At 66.0% G+C, this 16,125-nt stretch carries 19 protein-coding genes; 14 read left to right on the top strand and 5 right to left on the bottom strand.

All coding sequences use genetic code 11. From position 1 onward, the window contains the following. Positions 1–62: 62 nt before the first annotated feature. Together QN345_RS02740 and QN345_RS02735 are read left to right on the top strand one after the other, a co-directional pair. Positions 63–680, top strand: coding sequence for an NADPH-dependent F420 reductase (locus tag QN345_RS02740; protein ID WP_134450203.1), 618 nt, complete (start codon positions 63–65; stop codon positions 678–680). 126 nt (positions 681–806) lie between these two features. Further along, positions 807–1,697: an aldo/keto reductase gene (locus tag QN345_RS02735; protein ID WP_134450204.1), complete on the top strand. Its 891-nt coding sequence runs from the start codon at positions 807–809 to the stop codon at positions 1,695–1,697. A gap of 111 nt (positions 1,698–1,808) precedes the next feature. Here the strand turns inward: QN345_RS02735 and QN345_RS02730 are convergent, their stop codons facing one another. Beyond that, complete coding sequence (locus QN345_RS02730; RefSeq protein ID WP_322140744.1) at positions 1,809–3,815, bottom strand: FAD-dependent oxidoreductase; 2,007 nt, start codon at positions 3,813–3,815, stop codon at positions 1,809–1,811. A 118-nt stretch (positions 3,816–3,933) separates the two neighbouring features. Between QN345_RS02730 and QN345_RS02725 the strand changes: the two genes are divergently transcribed. Further along, complete coding sequence (locus tag QN345_RS02725) at positions 3,934–4,419, top strand: MarR family winged helix-turn-helix transcriptional regulator (RefSeq protein WP_198413690.1); 486 nt, start codon at positions 3,934–3,936, stop codon at positions 4,417–4,419. Between the two features lie 95 nt (positions 4,420–4,514). On the opposite strand, the gene QN345_RS02720 is transcribed toward QN345_RS02725, so the two are convergent. Then, on the bottom strand, positions 4,515–5,996 hold the full coding sequence (locus QN345_RS02720) for a CitMHS family transporter (protein WP_416172974.1): 1,482 nt from the start codon (positions 5,994–5,996) through the stop codon (positions 4,515–4,517). A 48-nt stretch (positions 5,997–6,044) separates the two neighbouring features. Here QN345_RS02720 and QN345_RS02715 point away from each other — a divergent pair, with 48 nt between their 5' ends. From QN345_RS02715 to QN345_RS02705, 3 genes are all read left to right on the top strand, one after another. After that, the gene (locus tag QN345_RS02715) at positions 6,045–7,892 is read left to right on the top strand and encodes a sensor histidine kinase (protein WP_323508437.1); all 1,848 of its coding nucleotides are present in this window, start codon (positions 6,045–6,047) and stop codon (positions 7,890–7,892) included. Then, a complete protein-coding gene (locus QN345_RS02710) occupies positions 7,889–8,545 on the top strand; it encodes a response regulator (RefSeq protein ID WP_134450207.1) in 657 nt (218 codons plus the stop codon). Before QN345_RS02715 ends, QN345_RS02710 begins: the two co-directional genes overlap by 4 nt. Before the next feature lie 247 nt (positions 8,546–8,792). Next, entirely contained in the window at positions 8,793–9,746 is a 954-nt protein-coding gene (locus QN345_RS02705) for a patatin-like phospholipase family protein (RefSeq protein WP_322136092.1), read from the top strand. Between the two features lie 27 nt (positions 9,747–9,773). On the opposite strand, the gene QN345_RS02700 is transcribed toward QN345_RS02705, so the two are convergent. Further along, entirely contained in the window at positions 9,774–10,259 is a 486-nt protein-coding gene (locus QN345_RS02700; protein WP_134450208.1) for a cupin domain-containing protein, read from the bottom strand. 255 nt (positions 10,260–10,514) lie between these two features. On the opposite strand from QN345_RS02700, the gene QN345_RS02695 reads away from it, so the two are divergent. After that, positions 10,515–10,673 carry a hypothetical protein gene (locus tag QN345_RS02695; protein ID WP_166787437.1) on the top strand — a complete coding sequence of 53 codons (159 nt, stop codon included), beginning with the start codon at positions 10,515–10,517 and terminating at the stop codon, positions 10,671–10,673. Positions 10,674–10,706: 33 nt separating this feature from the next. Next, complete coding sequence (locus QN345_RS20505) at positions 10,707–10,874, top strand: macro domain-containing protein (protein ID WP_323505066.1); 168 nt, start codon at positions 10,707–10,709, stop codon at positions 10,872–10,874. On the opposite strand, the gene QN345_RS02690 is transcribed toward QN345_RS20505, so the two are convergent. Continuing rightward, positions 10,847–11,212 (bottom strand): ATP-dependent DNA ligase, encoded by a 366-nt coding sequence (locus tag QN345_RS02690; RefSeq protein WP_134450209.1) that lies wholly within the window; start codon positions 11,210–11,212, stop codon positions 10,847–10,849. The genes QN345_RS20505 and QN345_RS02690 overlap by 28 nt on opposite strands. Positions 11,213–11,354: 142 nt before the next feature. Then, positions 11,355–11,723, bottom strand: coding sequence for a hypothetical protein (locus tag QN345_RS02685; protein ID WP_322136090.1), 369 nt, complete (start codon positions 11,721–11,723; stop codon positions 11,355–11,357). Between the two features lie 333 nt (positions 11,724–12,056). Between QN345_RS02685 and QN345_RS02680 the strand changes: the two genes are divergently transcribed. The 6 genes from QN345_RS02680 to QN345_RS02655 form a co-directional block, all read left to right on the top strand. Further along, on the top strand, positions 12,057–12,410 hold the full coding sequence (locus QN345_RS02680) for an ArsR/SmtB family transcription factor (RefSeq protein ID WP_134450211.1): 354 nt from the start codon (positions 12,057–12,059) through the stop codon (positions 12,408–12,410). Positions 12,411–12,424: 14 nt separating this feature from the next. Next, positions 12,425–13,405: an SRPBCC family protein gene (locus QN345_RS02675; RefSeq protein WP_134558535.1), complete on the top strand. Its 981-nt coding sequence runs from the start codon at positions 12,425–12,427 to the stop codon at positions 13,403–13,405. 56 nt (positions 13,406–13,461) lie between these two features. Then, the gene (locus tag QN345_RS02670) at positions 13,462–13,980 is read left to right on the top strand and encodes an O-acetyl-ADP-ribose deacetylase (RefSeq protein WP_322189611.1); all 519 of its coding nucleotides are present in this window, start codon (positions 13,462–13,464) and stop codon (positions 13,978–13,980) included. 128 nt (positions 13,981–14,108) lie between these two features. Next, entirely contained in the window at positions 14,109–14,816 is a 708-nt protein-coding gene (locus tag QN345_RS02665; RefSeq protein ID WP_322136089.1) for a histidine phosphatase family protein, read from the top strand. Positions 14,817–14,825: 9 nt separating this feature from the next. After that, positions 14,826–15,398, top strand: a complete 573-nt coding sequence (locus QN345_RS02660; protein WP_322136088.1) for a DUF3090 domain-containing protein — start codon at positions 14,826–14,828, stop codon at positions 15,396–15,398. After that, a partial coding sequence (locus QN345_RS02655) for an SCO1664 family protein (protein WP_323508436.1) occupies positions 15,398–16,125 on the top strand: 728 nt, incomplete at its 3' end. The genes QN345_RS02660 and QN345_RS02655, both read left to right, overlap by 1 nt.

Genomic DNA, 16,125 nt, shown 5'->3' with positions numbered 1-16,125 from the left:
CCCGTTAGGTTAGGTACTCAGATCGGTGTACATACATCGACGCGGCGATTGGAAGACACCTCATGACCACCATCAGCATCATCGGCTCGGGCAACATGGCGACCGCCATCGGCACACGGGCGGCGAAGCACGGCCACACCATCGAGTTCATGAGCCGCAACGCCGCCAAGGCGCAGGCTCTCGCCGAACAGATCGGCAACGGTGCCACCGTCGGCGCGTTCGGCGCACGGCCGACGGGGGACATCGTCATCGTGGCCGTCCTCTACGCCGGCGCCGTTGACGTGGTCGCGCACTACGGCGATGCGCTGGCCGGCAAGATCCTCGTCGACATCACCAACCCGTTCAACGCTGACGCCAGTGGAGTCGTGACGACCCCGGGTAACTCTGTGTCGCAGCAGATGGCAGCGGCCGCCCCCGAGGGCGCACATGTCGTGAAGGCATTCAACACGATCTTCGGCGGCGTCATTGCTGAGGACAAGGCCGTCGATGTGTTCTTCGCCGGCGACAGCGCCGGGGCGAAGGCAGAGGTCGCCGCGTTTGTGGAGAGCCTGGGCATGCGGCCCCTCGACGCAGGAGCGCTTGAGATGGCCCACGCCCTTGAATGGGCCGGCATCCTCCTGGTGGGCCTGGCCGCCCATGGCGCAGGCTTCGACATCGCCATGGGCGCGAAGGTCCTCTGACGATTCTCTCCAACCGCGTGCCCGGCAACGGTGGTGAGCAGGCCTCGCCGGGCAGCGGGCCGGGGTGGCACAGGGAGGTACTGAGCCACCCTCCCTCGTTGACGGGACCGCACGTAGCCTCGAAGCATGACTACTTCGTTCACCCTCAACAATGGCGTCGATATCCCCGCGGTAGGTCTCGGGGTCTTCCAGAGTTCCGCGGAGGACACCGCGGCCGCCGTCGAGACCGCGCTGCGTACCGGGTATCGCCACATCGACACGGCTGCCGCCTACATGAACGAGCGGCAGGTCGGCGAAGGACTGCGCAACTCGGGTGTCGATCGCGCCGAGGTCTTCGTCGAGACCAAGGTCTGGATCAGCCAGTACGGCTACGAGGAGACCCTGCACGCCTTCGACGTCGCGACCGGCAAGCTCGGCCTCGACTACCTCGACCTCTTGATCCTGCACCAGCCGGTCCCGCTGAGCTTCGACAAGACTCTCGAGGCCTACCGCGCGCTTGAGACCCTCCTCGCCGAGGGCAAGGTGCGGGCGATCGGCGTGAGCAATTTCAAGCCGGAACACCTCGATGCGCTCCTCGAGGCGCGCACCATCGTTCCTGCCGTCAACCAGATCGAACTGCACCCGTACTTCGTGCAGAAGGAGACCCAGGCGGCGGATGCTGCCCGCGGCATCCTGACCCAGGCCTGGTCTCCGATCGGCGGCATCAACTTCTACCCGGGCTGGGGCGACGGCACTGCGAAGAACCCGCTGCATGACCCGGTGATCGAGGCGATCGGAGCCGTGCACGGCAAGTCGGCGGCGCAGGTCATGATCCGCTGGCACGTCCAGCAGGGGCGCAGTGCCATCCCGAAGTCGATCACGCCGTCCCGCATCGTCGAGAATTTCGATGTCTTCGATTTCGAACTGACGGATGCCGAACTCGCGGCGATCGACGGGCTCGACCTCGGCATCCGCCGCGGCCCCGAACCCGACACCCGCCGCATCGACGAGAACCGCTTCGTGATTCCGGAGGCGTGAACACGATGGCGATCAGCGAACAGGCACAGATGACGCGCTCGTCACCGCACAAATCACGGTGAAGGCCCCGCACCCACGCTCACGCGGGATGGGGGCCTCCACCGATGACGATCAGATGTTCTTCGTGACCTCATAGGCATTCCAGATGGCGTACATGATGCTGGAGACCTCGCCGGCATCTCCGATCAGGTGCAATTCGGGACCGGAGAAGCGCAGCTCCTCGTACAGTGAGCGCTCCGAGACGTAGCCGACGGCCACAACTGCCGAATCCGCCGTCAGGACCGTCTCCTCGTTGGTCTCGCGGTCCTTGATGACGAAGCCGCCATCGCGGGCGCCGGTCACCATGCTGTTCACGACCAGGTCGACGTTCTTGAACGCGATGAGGTCCCGGATCATGTCGGAGTTCGCGGTGCAGAGTGGGCCACCGAGCTGCAGGATGTCCGGCTGGTATTCAACCAGAGTGACCTTCTTGCCCAGGCCCTCCAGCCACAAGGCCAGCTCGCAACCAACGAGGCCTCCACCGATGATCACGGCAGATTCGCCGACGTCTTCTTTCAGGAGCAGGACGTCTTCCGCCGTGAAGACCCTGTCGGAGCCCTCGAGGGTCATGCGCTTGGGCTTGGAGCCCGTGGCGATGATGACACAGTCGTAGTCGCCGGCCTCAACCTGTTCCTGGGTCACGGTGGTGTTGTAGTGAACGGGGATGTCCATGGTCACCAGTTCGTTGGTGTACCACCGGGCCAGAGCGAGGTCGTCTTCCTTGAAGTCAGGCGCTCCGCCGGGAATGAGGTTGCCGCCGAGGTGATCGGACTTCTCGAACACGTCGACGACGTGGCCGCGCAGGTGGAGGTTGCGGGCTGCTTCGCAACCGGCGACCCCGCCGCCGACCACCATGATCTTCTTCTTGGTGACCGCGGGCTCGAGGGCGTAGGTCTTCTCGCGACCGGCGGCCGGATTCACGGCGCAGGAGATCGACGTGAAGTGCTGCAGACGGCCCATGCAGGCCTCCTGGCAGGACAGGCACGGGCGGACCGTGTTGTACTTGCCCGCACGGATCTTGTTGGGGATGTCGGGGTCGGCGAGGAGCGGGCGGGCCATGCCGATGAAGTCGGTCTGCTTGTTCCGGATGGCGTCCGAGGCGAGGTCGGGATCTTCCATTCGTCCGGCTGTGATCACGGGGATGTCGACGTGCCGCTTGAGGATTTCGTTGTATGGCAGGTAGAGGCCCTTGGCCTGGTACATCGGCGGGTGGGTCCAGTACCAGGAATCGTAGGTGCCGACATCCGCGTTGAGGCAGTCGTAGCCGGCAGCCTCCATGGCCTTGGCCGTCTCGATGCCTTCTTCGATGTCGCGGCCTTTCTCCTCGAATTCCTCGCCGGGGAGTCCGCCCTGGCGCCAGTCCTTGATCATCGACTTGAGGCCGAAGCGCAGGGAGACCGGGTAATCCGCGCCGCAGGTCTTCTTGATCTCCTGAACGATCTCCGTCGCGAATCGGAGGCGATTCTCCAGCGATCCGCCGTACTGATCGGTGCGGTGATTGAAGAAGGAGATCGCGAACTGGTCGAGCAGGTAGCCCTCGTGGAGGGCATGGATCTCGACACCGTCGAACCCGGCTTTCTTGCAGACCAGGGCGGCCTCACCGAACTTCCTGACGATGTAGTGGATCTCGTCAACGGTCATCTCGCGACAGACCACTCCGTCGATCCAGCGGTGGGGGATGGGTGATGGAGCAATGGCCGTCTTGCCCAGAATGGAGGGAATCGACACGCGGCCGAAACCTCCGGTCAGCTGGCAGAAGAATTTGGCGCCGTATGCGTGCACACGCTCGGTCATTTGCTTCGCGTTCTGGATGAAGTGGTTCGGGTTCAACGTGGCGCAGGGGAGGGAGGGCAGGGAGCAGACCTCGACCTCGTTCTCCACCATCGTCGTACCCGTAATGATGAGACCGGCGCCACCCTTGGCCCGCTCCACGTAATAGTCCGCGGCACGCTCCGTGTAGGCGCCCTGTTCGTCGCAGAATCCGCCGGGGCCCATCGGCTCCATCACATAGCGGTTCTTAATCTCCAGGTTCTTAATTTTCAGGGGTTCGAATAGAACGCGGTATTTTTCTTCAAGCATCGTCAGGGCCTTCTCTCAGGGCGATTTCGGAAACGGTCGCTTCCTGAAATTCGCGTTAAACTGAGATTGCCACAAACCTATGTTTGTGGCAAACCTACATCGATGCCGGAGGCTGTCCGTGAGCGAGATCGCGACCGAACTCACCCGATTGCTCGGGCCTTTGCGTCGGGAGATGTCCCGGGCGACCCGGGCCGCCGAAGACTTGCCGGACATCCCCGAAGCGCAGATTGAGCTGCTGCGAGTTCTCGTCGCCTCCGGCCCGGTCAATACCCGTGACGCCGCGATCGCTCTCCGCATCGCTCGCCCGACCGTCAGCAACCTCGTGAAAGCCATGACGGCGGCTGGATTGGTTGAGCGCGCCTCGACAGGGGACCTCCGCTCAGCGATACTCGTCGCGACGCCCCACGCGAGGGACATGCTCTACCGGTTCGACCGGACGAGCACGGCGACCGTGGCCGCGGCCATCGACATGCTCTCGCCCGCCGAACAAGACGTTCTGGCGTCCGCGATTCCCGTACTCAACATATTGCGCGATTTGTTTGAACACGCCGCCCGACCGGCCCCGTCGGCTTCCGATGCATCTGGTGACCCACTGAGGACTTGAGCCCGGTCTCAGTTTCGAATCCCGTCGACCCGACCACGAGTCCCGGAAACGCACAGGTCTCCGGGACTCTCTGGCTGTCCGGGTTGTAACCGCGTTCAGCCGAACGGGACGGCGCCGACAAGCACTCCGACGACCAGCATCACAAGCGAGATCACGCAGGCTCGCCAGAGCACTTTCCTGTGGTGGTCGCCGAGGTTGACGCCTGCAAGAGAGACGAGCAGAAGAATGGCCGGTACCAGCGGGCTCTGCAGGTGAACGGGCTGACCGATGATCGAGGCGCGGGCCATCTCGACCGGGGAGATCCCGTAGGTTGCTGCGCTCTCGGCGAGCACGGGAAGAATGCCGAAGTAGAACGCGTCGTTGGACATGAAGAAGGTCATCGGAATGGAGAGCACTCCGGTGATGACCGCGAGGTACTCACCCATCGATGCCGGCACGACCTGGACAACCCAGTCGGCCATCGCCGTGACCATCCCGGTACCGTTCAGCACTCCGACCAGGACGCCCGCGGCGAGCACCATCGAGACGACGCCGACGATGCTGGGCGCGTGCGCGACGATCTCGTCGGCCTGGCTGCGGAGCTTCGGAAAGTTGATCACGAGCGCCACGCCGGTGCCCACCATGAAGATATAAGCCAAGGGCATGACATCGAGCACGAGCAGCACCATGACGGCGACGGTGAGCGCGAGGTTCACCCAAATGAGTCTGGGCCGCAGCGTCGGCCGATCCGCCCGCATCATCGTGTCGGCCATCATCGTGTCGTGATCTTCGGCGTCGAGCACCTTCTGTTCGGCCAGGGCCGTGTGACCCACCGGCACACGCTGGCCCGGCCGCACCGTCACGATACCGGTCGTCGACAGGGTTGCCGCTGCACCCGGACTGACCTCCGTGCCGCGCACGACGCGGTTGCCGCCGAAGAAGCCGCGCCAGAAGCCGGGCGACGCCAGCGGGGCGGCATTCGCCTGCGCAGCCTGTGAGTACTCGAGCGACCCGATGCGCTTGCGTTCGCCGAGCCCGAGGAACCAGGCGAACGCCAGTGCAATGATGACTCCCGTCGCAAGAGACGGCAGCATCGGCACGAAGATGTCGGTCGGCGACACGCCGAGTGCCGAGGCCGCCCGCACGGTGGGGCCACCCCACGGAACGATGTTGAGCGTGCCGTTCATCAGGCCTGCAACGCAGGTGAGTACGACCGGGCTCATGCCCAGACGCAGGTAGATCGGCAGCATCGCTGAGGTCGTGATGATGAAGGTCGTCGACCCGTCGCCGTCGAGCGACACCGCACCGGCCAGGATCGCCGTGCCGAGGACGACCTTGGCCGGGTCGTTGCCGAGGAAGCGGGTGATGAACCGGATGAGGGGATCGAACAGCCCGACATCGATCATGATGCCGAAGAACATGATCGCGAACATGAGGAGCGCCGCCGTCGGGGCCAGGTCCCTGATCGACTCGATGATCATGTCGCCGAGGCCCAGGCCGGCACCGGCGAAGAGGCCGAAGATCGTGGGGACGAGAATGAGGGCGACCATCGGCGTGAGCCGCCTGGTCATGATGAGCACCATGAAGGTGAGGATCATGGTGAATCCGAGGATGACGAGCACATCGACTCCTTTGTCTATGTCTGAATGGTGCAGCCGAGCCAGGCGAATCCCGATCGGCAGTCACTGCCGAGGCGTATGACGAATGGCCTGAAGCTTAGGCAGACCGATGATGAAGCATCCGGTATCTCCCTTTGCTGCACGTATTGCGCATATGGTTGGTTGTGCGCATTCTGCACAATGCGCCGCAAGGGGGCGGAGATGCGGTTCTCGACGCAGATGCTGCTGCTGCAACTCGCCTGCGTGAGCGCGGTCGTCGTGATCTGCACCGGCGTGTTCGTCTGGATCGGCGTGCAACAGCTCCGGGCCGAGGCCGAGGCGTCGGCGCTGTCGATCGCCCGCACGGTCGCCGCCGACTCCGATGTGCGCGAGGGTATCGCCCGCGCTTCTGCAGACGTCGGCACGCCGACGAACGCGGGCCTCCGCGGCGGACCGCTGTCAACCCTCGCCGCGGCGGCAGAAGCCAATACCGGTGCACTGTTCATCGTGATCACCGACGATCACGGAATCCGATTCGCACACCCCGAGCCTCAGCTGCTCGGAGCGGTGGTGAGCACAGAGTTCGCCGAGGCTCTGGCCGGACGCGAGACGGTGTCGTGGGAATCGGGCACCCTCGGCGAGTCAGCTCGCGCAAAAGTTCCTGTCCGCGATCCCACCACCGGCGCGCCGGTGGGTGAGGTGAGCGTTGGATTCGCTCCGAGCAGTGTCTTCAAGGAGCTTCCCCTGCTGCTGGGGGGCGTCGCGCTGGCTGCCGCCGTTGCCCTCGCACTGGGCGCTGTCGTGTCGTTCGTCATTCGCCGCCGCCTCGAGCGACTCACCCTCGGCCTGCAGCCCGAGGAACTGGCCGCGCTGGTCCAGAATCAGGCGGCGGTGCTCGACGGCGTCGGGGACGGAGTGCTCGCATCCGGACCGGACGGCGTCGTGACCGTCGCCAACGCGACGGCCGCGCGATTGCTCGGCATCTCGGACCTGGTCGGACGGCGCATCCGCGACCTCGAATTGCCGGGGCCGGTGGTCGCAGCTCTGGCCGGTGAGCCGAAGCCACCGTCTCGGGGAAAGCGGGGAACGGATGCCGCCGATCCGGTCGTAATCGCCAACCATGTCGTCTACATCGACACTCACGTGGTGTCGCGGGCGAATCGGGACCTGGGCCTGATCGCGGTGATCCGCGACCGCACCGACATCGTGAGTCTCACGGACCGCCTGGAAACCGTGGCGTCGATGACCGACGCACTTCGGGTGCAGCGTCACGAGTTCGCAAACCGCCTGCACGTGACGGCCGGTCTGATGGATGCGGGCCGCGTGTCCGACGCTCGGGGCTACCTCAACGACGTGCTTCAGGCGTCACGCACCCCCGGCGGTCCGTTCGCCGGCGAGCACCTGACCGAGCCCTTCCTGGTGTCGCTGGTGGAAGCCAAGGCCGCTCAGGCCGGTGAGCGTGGAGTCCGCCTGTCGGTGGGTCTGGACTCACTGGTGCGCGGGGTCGTCTCTGCGCCCGAGGATGTGGCCACCGTGCTCGCCAACCTCATTGAGAACGCGGTGAGTGCGGCCGTGTGCGGTCAGCAGCCGGGTTGGGTGGAGGTGGAGCTGCTCGACGACGGCGACACGCTCGTCATGACCGTGGCCGACTCCGGGCAGGGCGTGCCCAACGGGGCACGCGTGTTCAGTGATGTGCGGAGCACGGATCTGGACCCGGACGCGGTGCATGGGCGGGGCATCGGCCTTCCGCTCGTGCGCGAGATCGCGGCGCGCCTCGGCGGAGAGGTGTGGCTGGTCGACGCCGGAGGCCGGGAAGGACACGGTGCCGTGTTCTGCGCCCGGCTGCCCGGGGTTATGGGGGAGCAGGCACGCCCACTACAAGGAGAAGAACAATGACCGATCCGATTTCCGTCCTCGTCGTCGACGACGACTTCCACGTCGGCGGCCTTCATCGCGATATCGTCGATGCGTGTACCGGCTACACCGCTTTTGAGCCGGTTCGGGGAGTGCGGGCCGCGCGCGCGGCGGTGCGGGATTTGTCTCCCGACCTCGTCATCTGCGACGTCTACCTTCCCGACGGCGACGGGATCGCCTTCATTGCGGAGATCGACGTGGACGCGTTCATGATCAGTGCGGCGTCGGATGGCGCCACCGTGCGCCGTGCCCTCCGCGCCGGCGCGCTGGACTACCTCATCAAACCGTTCGAACCCGCGCGGTTGAGCGAACGGCTGGGGGCATATCGCCGGTTCCGCACCCTGGTCGCCGAGGACCGCCAACTCGACCAGGATTCCATCGACAGGGCCCAGCGGGTGCTGCACGGGCGGGATGGTGGAGTCGCGTCGGTGTCGCGGTCCACGACCGAGAAGTTGCTCATCGAACTGCTCCAGGACGGGGAATCGTCCGCAAGCCTGATTGCCGGCCGTGCCGGTCTGTCGCGCGCGACGGCGCAGCGGCACCTTGCCGCCCTGGCAACCCGCGGTGATGTCGACGTGACCCTTCGTTACGGTTCGACCGGTCGCCCCGAGCACCGATACAGCGTTCGACGCTGAGCGTCGGGTTCTCAGGCGCATGCGGCGGGCCCGATGCGACAGGACCGGCGCCGCATGATCTCCCAGGAGGCTCATCGGTTGGCTCGCCGACCCCGAACCGGTAGAGTTCCCCTGAACGTGACACGATCTGAGGAGGTGAGCCCGATGCACACACTGTCCACTCTGGGCGCTCCTTTCGAGTTCACGATCGCGCGACTGACGTAGCCGTCGCGGGGAGCGCTTCGCGCACTCTCAGAAAGCTACGACTATGAATCAACACCGTTTGCACAATGCGGAGCCGATCTCACGCGACGTCTCCCCGCGCCCTTCCCGCACGGCCCTGGTCCTCGGTGGCGGCGGATCGACGGGTAACGCGTGGCTGATCGGGGTCATCGCCGGCCTGTACGAGGCCGGTCTCGACGTGACCGACGCCGATCTCATCATCGGGACCTCGGCCGGAGCGACAGCTGCGGCTCAGTTCACGGGCGCGAACCCCACTGACCTCCTGGCGCCCACCCTGATCGCCGTGCCCGTGCCCGTGTCTGCGCAGCGCACCGCCCCGGCCGGTTCGGACGGCCATCGCGCTCAGGGTGGTCCGGTGACCGATCACCTGGAACGTCGGCGCCGCATCATCGCCGCCGCCGAGGACGCGGCCGACATGCGCCGCAGAATGGGTGCCGTTGCGCTCGACCTGGCTGCGGCATCGGACCCGGCGGTGCAGGCCCGGTGGCGCGCCACCGTCGCCTCGCGCCTGCCCAGCCACGACTGGCCCGAACGAAGGGTGCAGATCACCGCGGTCAATGCGGATACCGGTGCGCCGGTGGTGTTCGACCGGCACAGCGGGGTCGATCTGGTGGACGCCGTGGCCGCCAGCTGTGCCAGTGGCTTCGCCTACGGTATCGGCGGCGGCCGATATATCGACGGCGGTTACCGGTCCAACGCCGAGAATGCCGATCTGGCTGCCGGGTCCGAGCGAGTGCTGGTGCTGTCACCGTTCGGCGGCCGGGCACTGACGCCGGTGGCGTGGGGCCTGCATCTTGCAACCCAGGTCGACGCGCTGCGCGCAGGCGGCAGCCGCGTCGAAACGATCTTCCCCGAGGGCAGCGCCGAATACCTGTTCGGCGCCAGGGCGATGGACGTCTCGTTGCGCCCGTCCGCCGCCCAGGCCGGATTCGACCAAGGCCGGGTCCGTGCGGAGGGGCTTACCGAGTTCTGGCGCTGAAGGAAGCCGCCTCAGGGCTCAGGAGAGCTACGAGGAGCTTGCTTCCTCGTCGGGTCGGGACGAGGCGGGTTGCTGTGTCCAGGCGGGCGGTGTGTCCGTTCCAGCCTTTTCGTCGGCCGCGGCTTCGGCGGCCGTCTTGTGGATATTCCCGGCGGCGTGGTGGACCGGTGCGTAGATGACGTAGAGGTTCATGGGTCCGTCACCGATATTGGTGACGTTGTGCCAGGTGCCCGCGGGGACGAGGATGCACCACCCGTCAGAAACGTCCTGCTCGAAAACGAGGTTGTCTTTCTCCGGCCCCATCTGTGCCCTCCCGGCGCCCGCATCGAGGCGCAGGAACTGGTCGGTGTCGGGGTGCATTTCAAGTCCGATGGATTCTCCGGCAGGGATGCACATCAGGGTGACCTGCAAATACTTGCCGCTCCAGGCCACTGTTCGATAGTTCGTGTTCTCGGTGGTGGCGGTTTCCAGGTCGAAAGAGTCCGGGTGGGGGCCGATGTCGCTGCGAGTCATGGTGGGGGTTCCTTTTTCTCGGGGGCTTACCCCCAGTCTCGTTGAATCGACTGTGGTTGGCTACCGTTCAGAGTCGTCACGGGTATGTGCGCGGAGCTGTGGAGGTTGGACGAACGGTGGGACGCCGCTCCTCCGCCGTCGATGCCCGCGCGTAGGCTGGATCATGGCATCGTGTGCCGCATCACTCACACACACTTCGCTGGTTGCCCCAGACCCTGGCAGCTCCGTTTTTCTCGCAAGTCAAGGGAGCAAAAAATGAATCTCTTTGTCATCGTCGCCATCATCGCGGTTGTCTTGCTTGTGGTGGGTGGTTTCGTTCAAGCCCTCCAGTTCCTGCTCTGGGTTGGTGCTGTCCTCCTGATTATCGCGATCATCGGGTGGGTCCTTCGCGCCGTCAGGGGAAGCAACCGCTGATCCGGGTGACCGACCCGGCCCGCTAGTCGGGCGATCGACCACCCGGAGCAGCTCGCGTCATGTTGCGTCGAGTCGCTCCGGGTGGCCGACGAAGTCGGTGCCCGCCGGGTAGCCTTCCCCGCGGTGAGCACGCAGCCCAGCGCTTGGACCGTCTTACTCAGCCAGGGGACGGGTCACGGGCGAGGGTGCGGGTGTCGCTGATGTAACTGCCTCGACTCGGCGTCACCAGGAGCAGCGGCCGCAGCCGGTTCTGCGACTATGCGCAGGCCGGCCGGCGTGTTGGAAAGGCCGACCAATTGCTCCAACCAGGCCCGGTTCAGGTGCGGTTCCTGACTGCCGGCGAATTCGAATTGGAGCGGTACGGCCGGGTTGAGCCAGATTGAACTGCGACCGCTTCCCGATTCCGGCGACTTCTCCCAGGAGAACGTGAAGCTCTCGCCGCGGCGCAGCTTCGCGATGATCACGACCTTCAGGTGAGCCAGGGTGCGATCGTCAATCTCGACCGACATGGCCGGGGTTCCGTAAATGAATTTACCCACGGGAAACCTCGTGTGATCGGGAGAATGGGAATACATCGACGACAGGGCCGAGGTGAGGGCAACAGCGCTTTGGGGACGATTATTCTGATCATAGGCCGAAGCGGTCGCGGTGCATATTGAGAAACCCCGGTCTTCTCCTGATTCAGGTCGTGGCGCCCTGCCCCAGTCCGCCATCGATGTCCAGGATTGCCCGATTGAAGTCTTCCGCCCCCGTTTCGGCGGCGGGGGACGGCTCGGTCACGGCGACCGGTCTGCTGGTCGGAAAGACCGGAACGGGAAAAAGCTCGCCTTCGTCGCCGGCCGGCAAGTTCTCGGCATCGGCCACCTCGAATTGGCTTGCCGGACCGAACAGGAACGTGTGCGTAGTCGTAGCCCCGTTCGTCTCACGAACGGGTATGTCCACGGTCAGGCTCCCCGCGCCGGGATCCAGGTGCGTCGCGAAATCCAGTAGGGCCGCTGTAACGGCATCACCGGTGACAATGGACCCGCCTGCGTACGTGATGCGCTTCATGACACGAATATAGCGGGGCCGGCGTTGGAATCGTCCTGAACGTGACACGATCTGAGGAGGTGAGCCCGATGTACGCACCGTCCACTCTGCGTGCTCCTTTCGCGTTCGCGATCGCGCGGCTGACGTAGCCGTCGCGGGAAGCGCGCCGAACACCTGCTCGGCGCCGCGAAGCGGTGCGGCTCGAGTTCAACAGTCCATCCTGCGACGAGCCGTTCCAGGGCGTCATCGATCAGGTACTCCGCGTCAACACCATAGTGAGCCGTTCCGAAACCGGTCAAGGCGAGCGCGGTGACCGCTTGCGCGATTCGTTGTGGCTGGGTATCGTACAATCAAATGGTTGTATCAGAACTTTCCGAACAGGATGTGAACCGCCTCTTCCGCGCCCTCGCAGACGCGACGAGGCGGGATATCGTGCGCCGCACGCTGGTCACCGACATCTCGGTGTCGCAGTTGGCGGACTCCTACGAGATGTCCTTCGCGGCCGTCCAGAAACACATTGCCGTGCTGGAGGAGGCCCATCTCGTGACGAAGGCAGCGCGGGGCCGTGAGCGGATGGTACGGGGAAACCTTGATCGCATCCGTCAGGCCCAGCGCCTGCTCGACCACTTCGAGGAGCTCTGGCGTTCGCGCATCGACCGCCTCGACAGCCTGCTCGCGGAAGACTCTCCGGCTACACCTGACACCTAACCGAAAGGATCATCATGCCCGTCACCTCCGTCGAGAAAGACCTCGACCAGCTCACGATCACGATCGTCGCCGACTTCCCTGTGCCCCTCCGCCGGCTCTGGGATGCGTACACGGATCCACGCCAGATCGAACGGTTCTGGGGCCCGCCGACCTATCCGGCCACGTTCTACCGGCACGACGCTCTGACCGGGGGACGCAGCGTGTATGCGATGACCGGGCCGGAGGGCGATACGCACTACGGCTGCTGGGACTGGACCTCGACCGATGCTCCCCACGCGTTTGAAGTGCTTGACAGCTTCTCGGATGCGGCGGGTGTGCCCAACGCCGACCTCCCCACCACCCGAATGGACTTCGCTTTTGAGGAGACGCCCGGCGGCAGTCGCCTGAAGACGACGTCGTACTTCGGCTCCCTCGACCAGATGCAGCAGCTCATCGAGATGGGAATGCTGGAAGGCACCCGCCAGGCGATGGCCCAGATCGACCAGGTGCTGGCCGACCTGGCGTCATACGCCGCCGACCACCTGGCGGAGGCGCAGATCCTCAGCGACACCCAGGTGCGGGTGGCACGGGTGATCCGCGGCACCGTCGACCAGGTGTGGCGGGCCCACAACGATGCCGCGCTCATGAAGCGGTGGCTCCTGGGACCGGACGGTTGGTCGATGCCCGTCTGTGAGATCGCAGCAGCCGTCGGTGACAGCTACCGCTACGAGTGGCAGCGGGACGGCGGAGAGGAGCGATTCGGCTTCACCGGTGAGCTCCTCGAGTCGGTCGAACCGCACCGCGCGGTCACGACCGAGGCGATGATCGGGATGGACTTCCCGGCAACGCTCAACGAGCTGACCCTCACGGAAGTCGAGGGCGGAACCCTGCTCTCACTCGTCATCACCTACGCCAATGCGGAGCAGCGTGACGCGGTGCTTGCTACGGGCATGACCGGCGGAATGGAGACCAGCTACCAGCGCCTCGAGGGGCTGTTGCAGCCGACGCTGGCGTAGCTCCAGCCGTATCAGCCTCGTGCGTCGCCCGTGCACGCGGTTGGTAACGTCGGATCATGGCACTCATCGAGCTGGTCCGAGGCGACATCACGGCGCTGCCCGCGGACGCGATCGTCAACGCGGCGAATCACACGCTGCTCGGGGGCGGGGGAGTGGACGGCGCGATTCACCGGGCCGGAGGCCCGAGCATCCTCGCGGAGTGTCGCCGGTTGCGTGCCACGACGCTGCCGGACGGGCTGCCGACCGGTGCCGCCGTCGCGACTACGGCGGGGCTCCTCCCCGTCCGGTGGGTCATCCACACCGTCGGCCCGATATGGGCGAAGACCCTCGACCAATCGGACCTGCTCGCCTCCTGCTACGTCGAGTCGCTGCGGGTCGCCGACGAACTCGGCGCCCACCACGTGACCTTTCCTGCGGTGAGCGCCGGCGTCTACGGGTGGCCGATGGACGACGCGGCGCGTATCGCCGTCGAGACGGTGGCCGCGAGCTCCACGGCCGTGGATGTCGTCACGTTCGTGCTGTTCAACGCTCACGCGATCGACGCGTTCCGGTCGGCACTCGCCCGGCTGCGCTGAGAAGAGTCGGCGACAGGCCGAGAGCCAGCCGGCACCTCATCCTCGCATCACCGCGGGGAGGGCACTCCGCACGCATCGGCGCCCGATGGGTTCGGCGGCTCGGGCCGCCGACTCCCTAGGCTGTACGCATGGCCACAGTCATCCTCGTGCGGCACGGCCGCACCACCGCGAATGCCGACGGACTCCTGGCAGGGCGATCTCTCGGGGTCGGACTCGACGCGATCGGGCGCACCCAGGCCGCGAGCGCCGGCGAGCGGCTCTCCGTCGTGCCTCTGGTCGGCGTGGTCTCGAGCCCCCTGCAGCGATGCCGGGAGACCTCCCGGCTGATCCTCGACCTGCAGGGCGGCATTCCCTCGACTCCCGTTGACGAGGACATCACCGAGTGCGACTACGGCGACTGGCAGGGCCGCACCCTGATCGACCTCGCCCAGGAGCCCCTGTGGCCGGTGGTGCAGGCGCACCCCTCTGCGGTCGTCTTTCCCGGCGGCGAATCGATGGCCGCCATGCAGGCGCGGTCGGTCGCGGCCATCCGGCGCCATGATGCGATCTTCGAAGCCGAGCATGGTCCCGGTGCGGTGTGGGTCGCGGTGAGCCACGGCGACATCATCAAGTCCGTCCTCGCCGACGCACTCGGGATGCACCTGGACCTGTTCCAGCGGATCAACGTCGGACCGGCATCCGTCTCGATCGTGCGCTACGGGCCCCATCGCCCGAGTGTCCACGCCATCAACACCGACGCAGGCGACCTGTCCTGGCTGGCGGCGGCCGGCCCGGTGGCCGATGCGCCGGTCGGCGGTGGGGCCGGCACTGAGCGGCCGCAGGAAACCGGAGCCTAAAATATCCCCATGCCTACAATCCTGTATGAGTTCGACTGGCCGGACCGGGTCGTCGTCGGAACCGTCGGCCGGCCGGGGTCGCGCACGTTCTATCTGCAGGTGCGCAGCGGAACCCAGATCGTCAGCATCGCCATGGAGAAGCAGCAGTCGGCGCTCCTCGCCGACAGCATCGACGAGATCCTCGATCAGCTGATGTCCACAGAGGGGAATCCCTTCAGCGTCCCCACCGCGACACCTGTGGAGCTCGTGGACAACGAACCGCTCGAGCAACCCGTCGAGGAGGATTTCCGCACCGGAACCATGACCCTGGGCTGGGACCCCTCGACCGTGCAGATCGTGATCGAGGCCTTCCCGATCGTGGTGGTCGACGAGGAGGGCCTCGGAGACGACCCCCTCGCCGTCGTCGATGCCGCAACGGCCGACCCCGAGCAGATGCTGTTGCTGCGGATTCCGGTCGGCACGGCCAGGGCCTTCGCGAAGCGCACCCACGAAGTCGTCGGCGCCGGGCGGCCCCTCTGCCCTCTCTGCGGTGACCCCATCGACCCGGACGGGCACGACTGCGTGCTGCGCGACGAGCCCTGATGACGCCGGGCTCCGGCGAGCTCGAGGCCGGCGGGCTTGAACGCGGTGAGCTCGAACTCACGGGCCGCATCACGACCGCCTCGAACGCGACATTCCTCGGCAGCATTGGCGGCGTCCCGGTGGTCTACAAGCCGGTCGCCGGCGAGCATCCGCTCTGGGATTTCCCCGACGGGACCCTCGCGAACCGGGAGGTTGCGGCATACCGGGTCTCCGAGGCCTTCGGGTGGAAGGTCGTACCCCGGACATGGCTTCGTGACGGTCCGATGGGCCCGGGGATGGTGCAGCTGTGGCAGGACGCGGATCCCGAACAGGACGCCGTCGACCTGGTGCCCTGGGAGATCGGGCCGGGCGCTGGCTGGCGCCGCGTCTTCGACGGTCGCGACGAGCAGGACCGGGCGGTCACGCTCGTGCACGAAGACTCGGTCGCGCTGCGCCGGATGGCCGTGTTCGACATCGTCGTCAACAATGCCGACCGCAAGGGCAACCACATTCTCGCCATGCCGGATGGCCACCGGCACGGCGTGGACCACGGGTTGACGTTCCACGTCGAGCACAAGCTGCGCACGGTGCTGTGGGGCTGGCTGGGCGATGCCCTCAGCGCCGAGGAGCTCGACGGGGTCGACCGGGTGCGCGCGGGGCTCGACGGCGACCTCGGTGTCACCCTCGGGGAACTGCTCGACGCGGACGAGCTCGAGGCCCTGGCCCCGGCCCGACCGGGGCTTGAGTT

It is taken from the genome of Cryobacterium sp. 10I1 (genome assembly GCF_035019805.1).
Taxonomy (GTDB): Bacteria; Actinomycetota; Actinomycetes; order Actinomycetales; family Microbacteriaceae; genus Cryobacterium; species Cryobacterium glucosi.
This window is presented reverse-complemented; position numbering and strand designations above follow the sequence as displayed.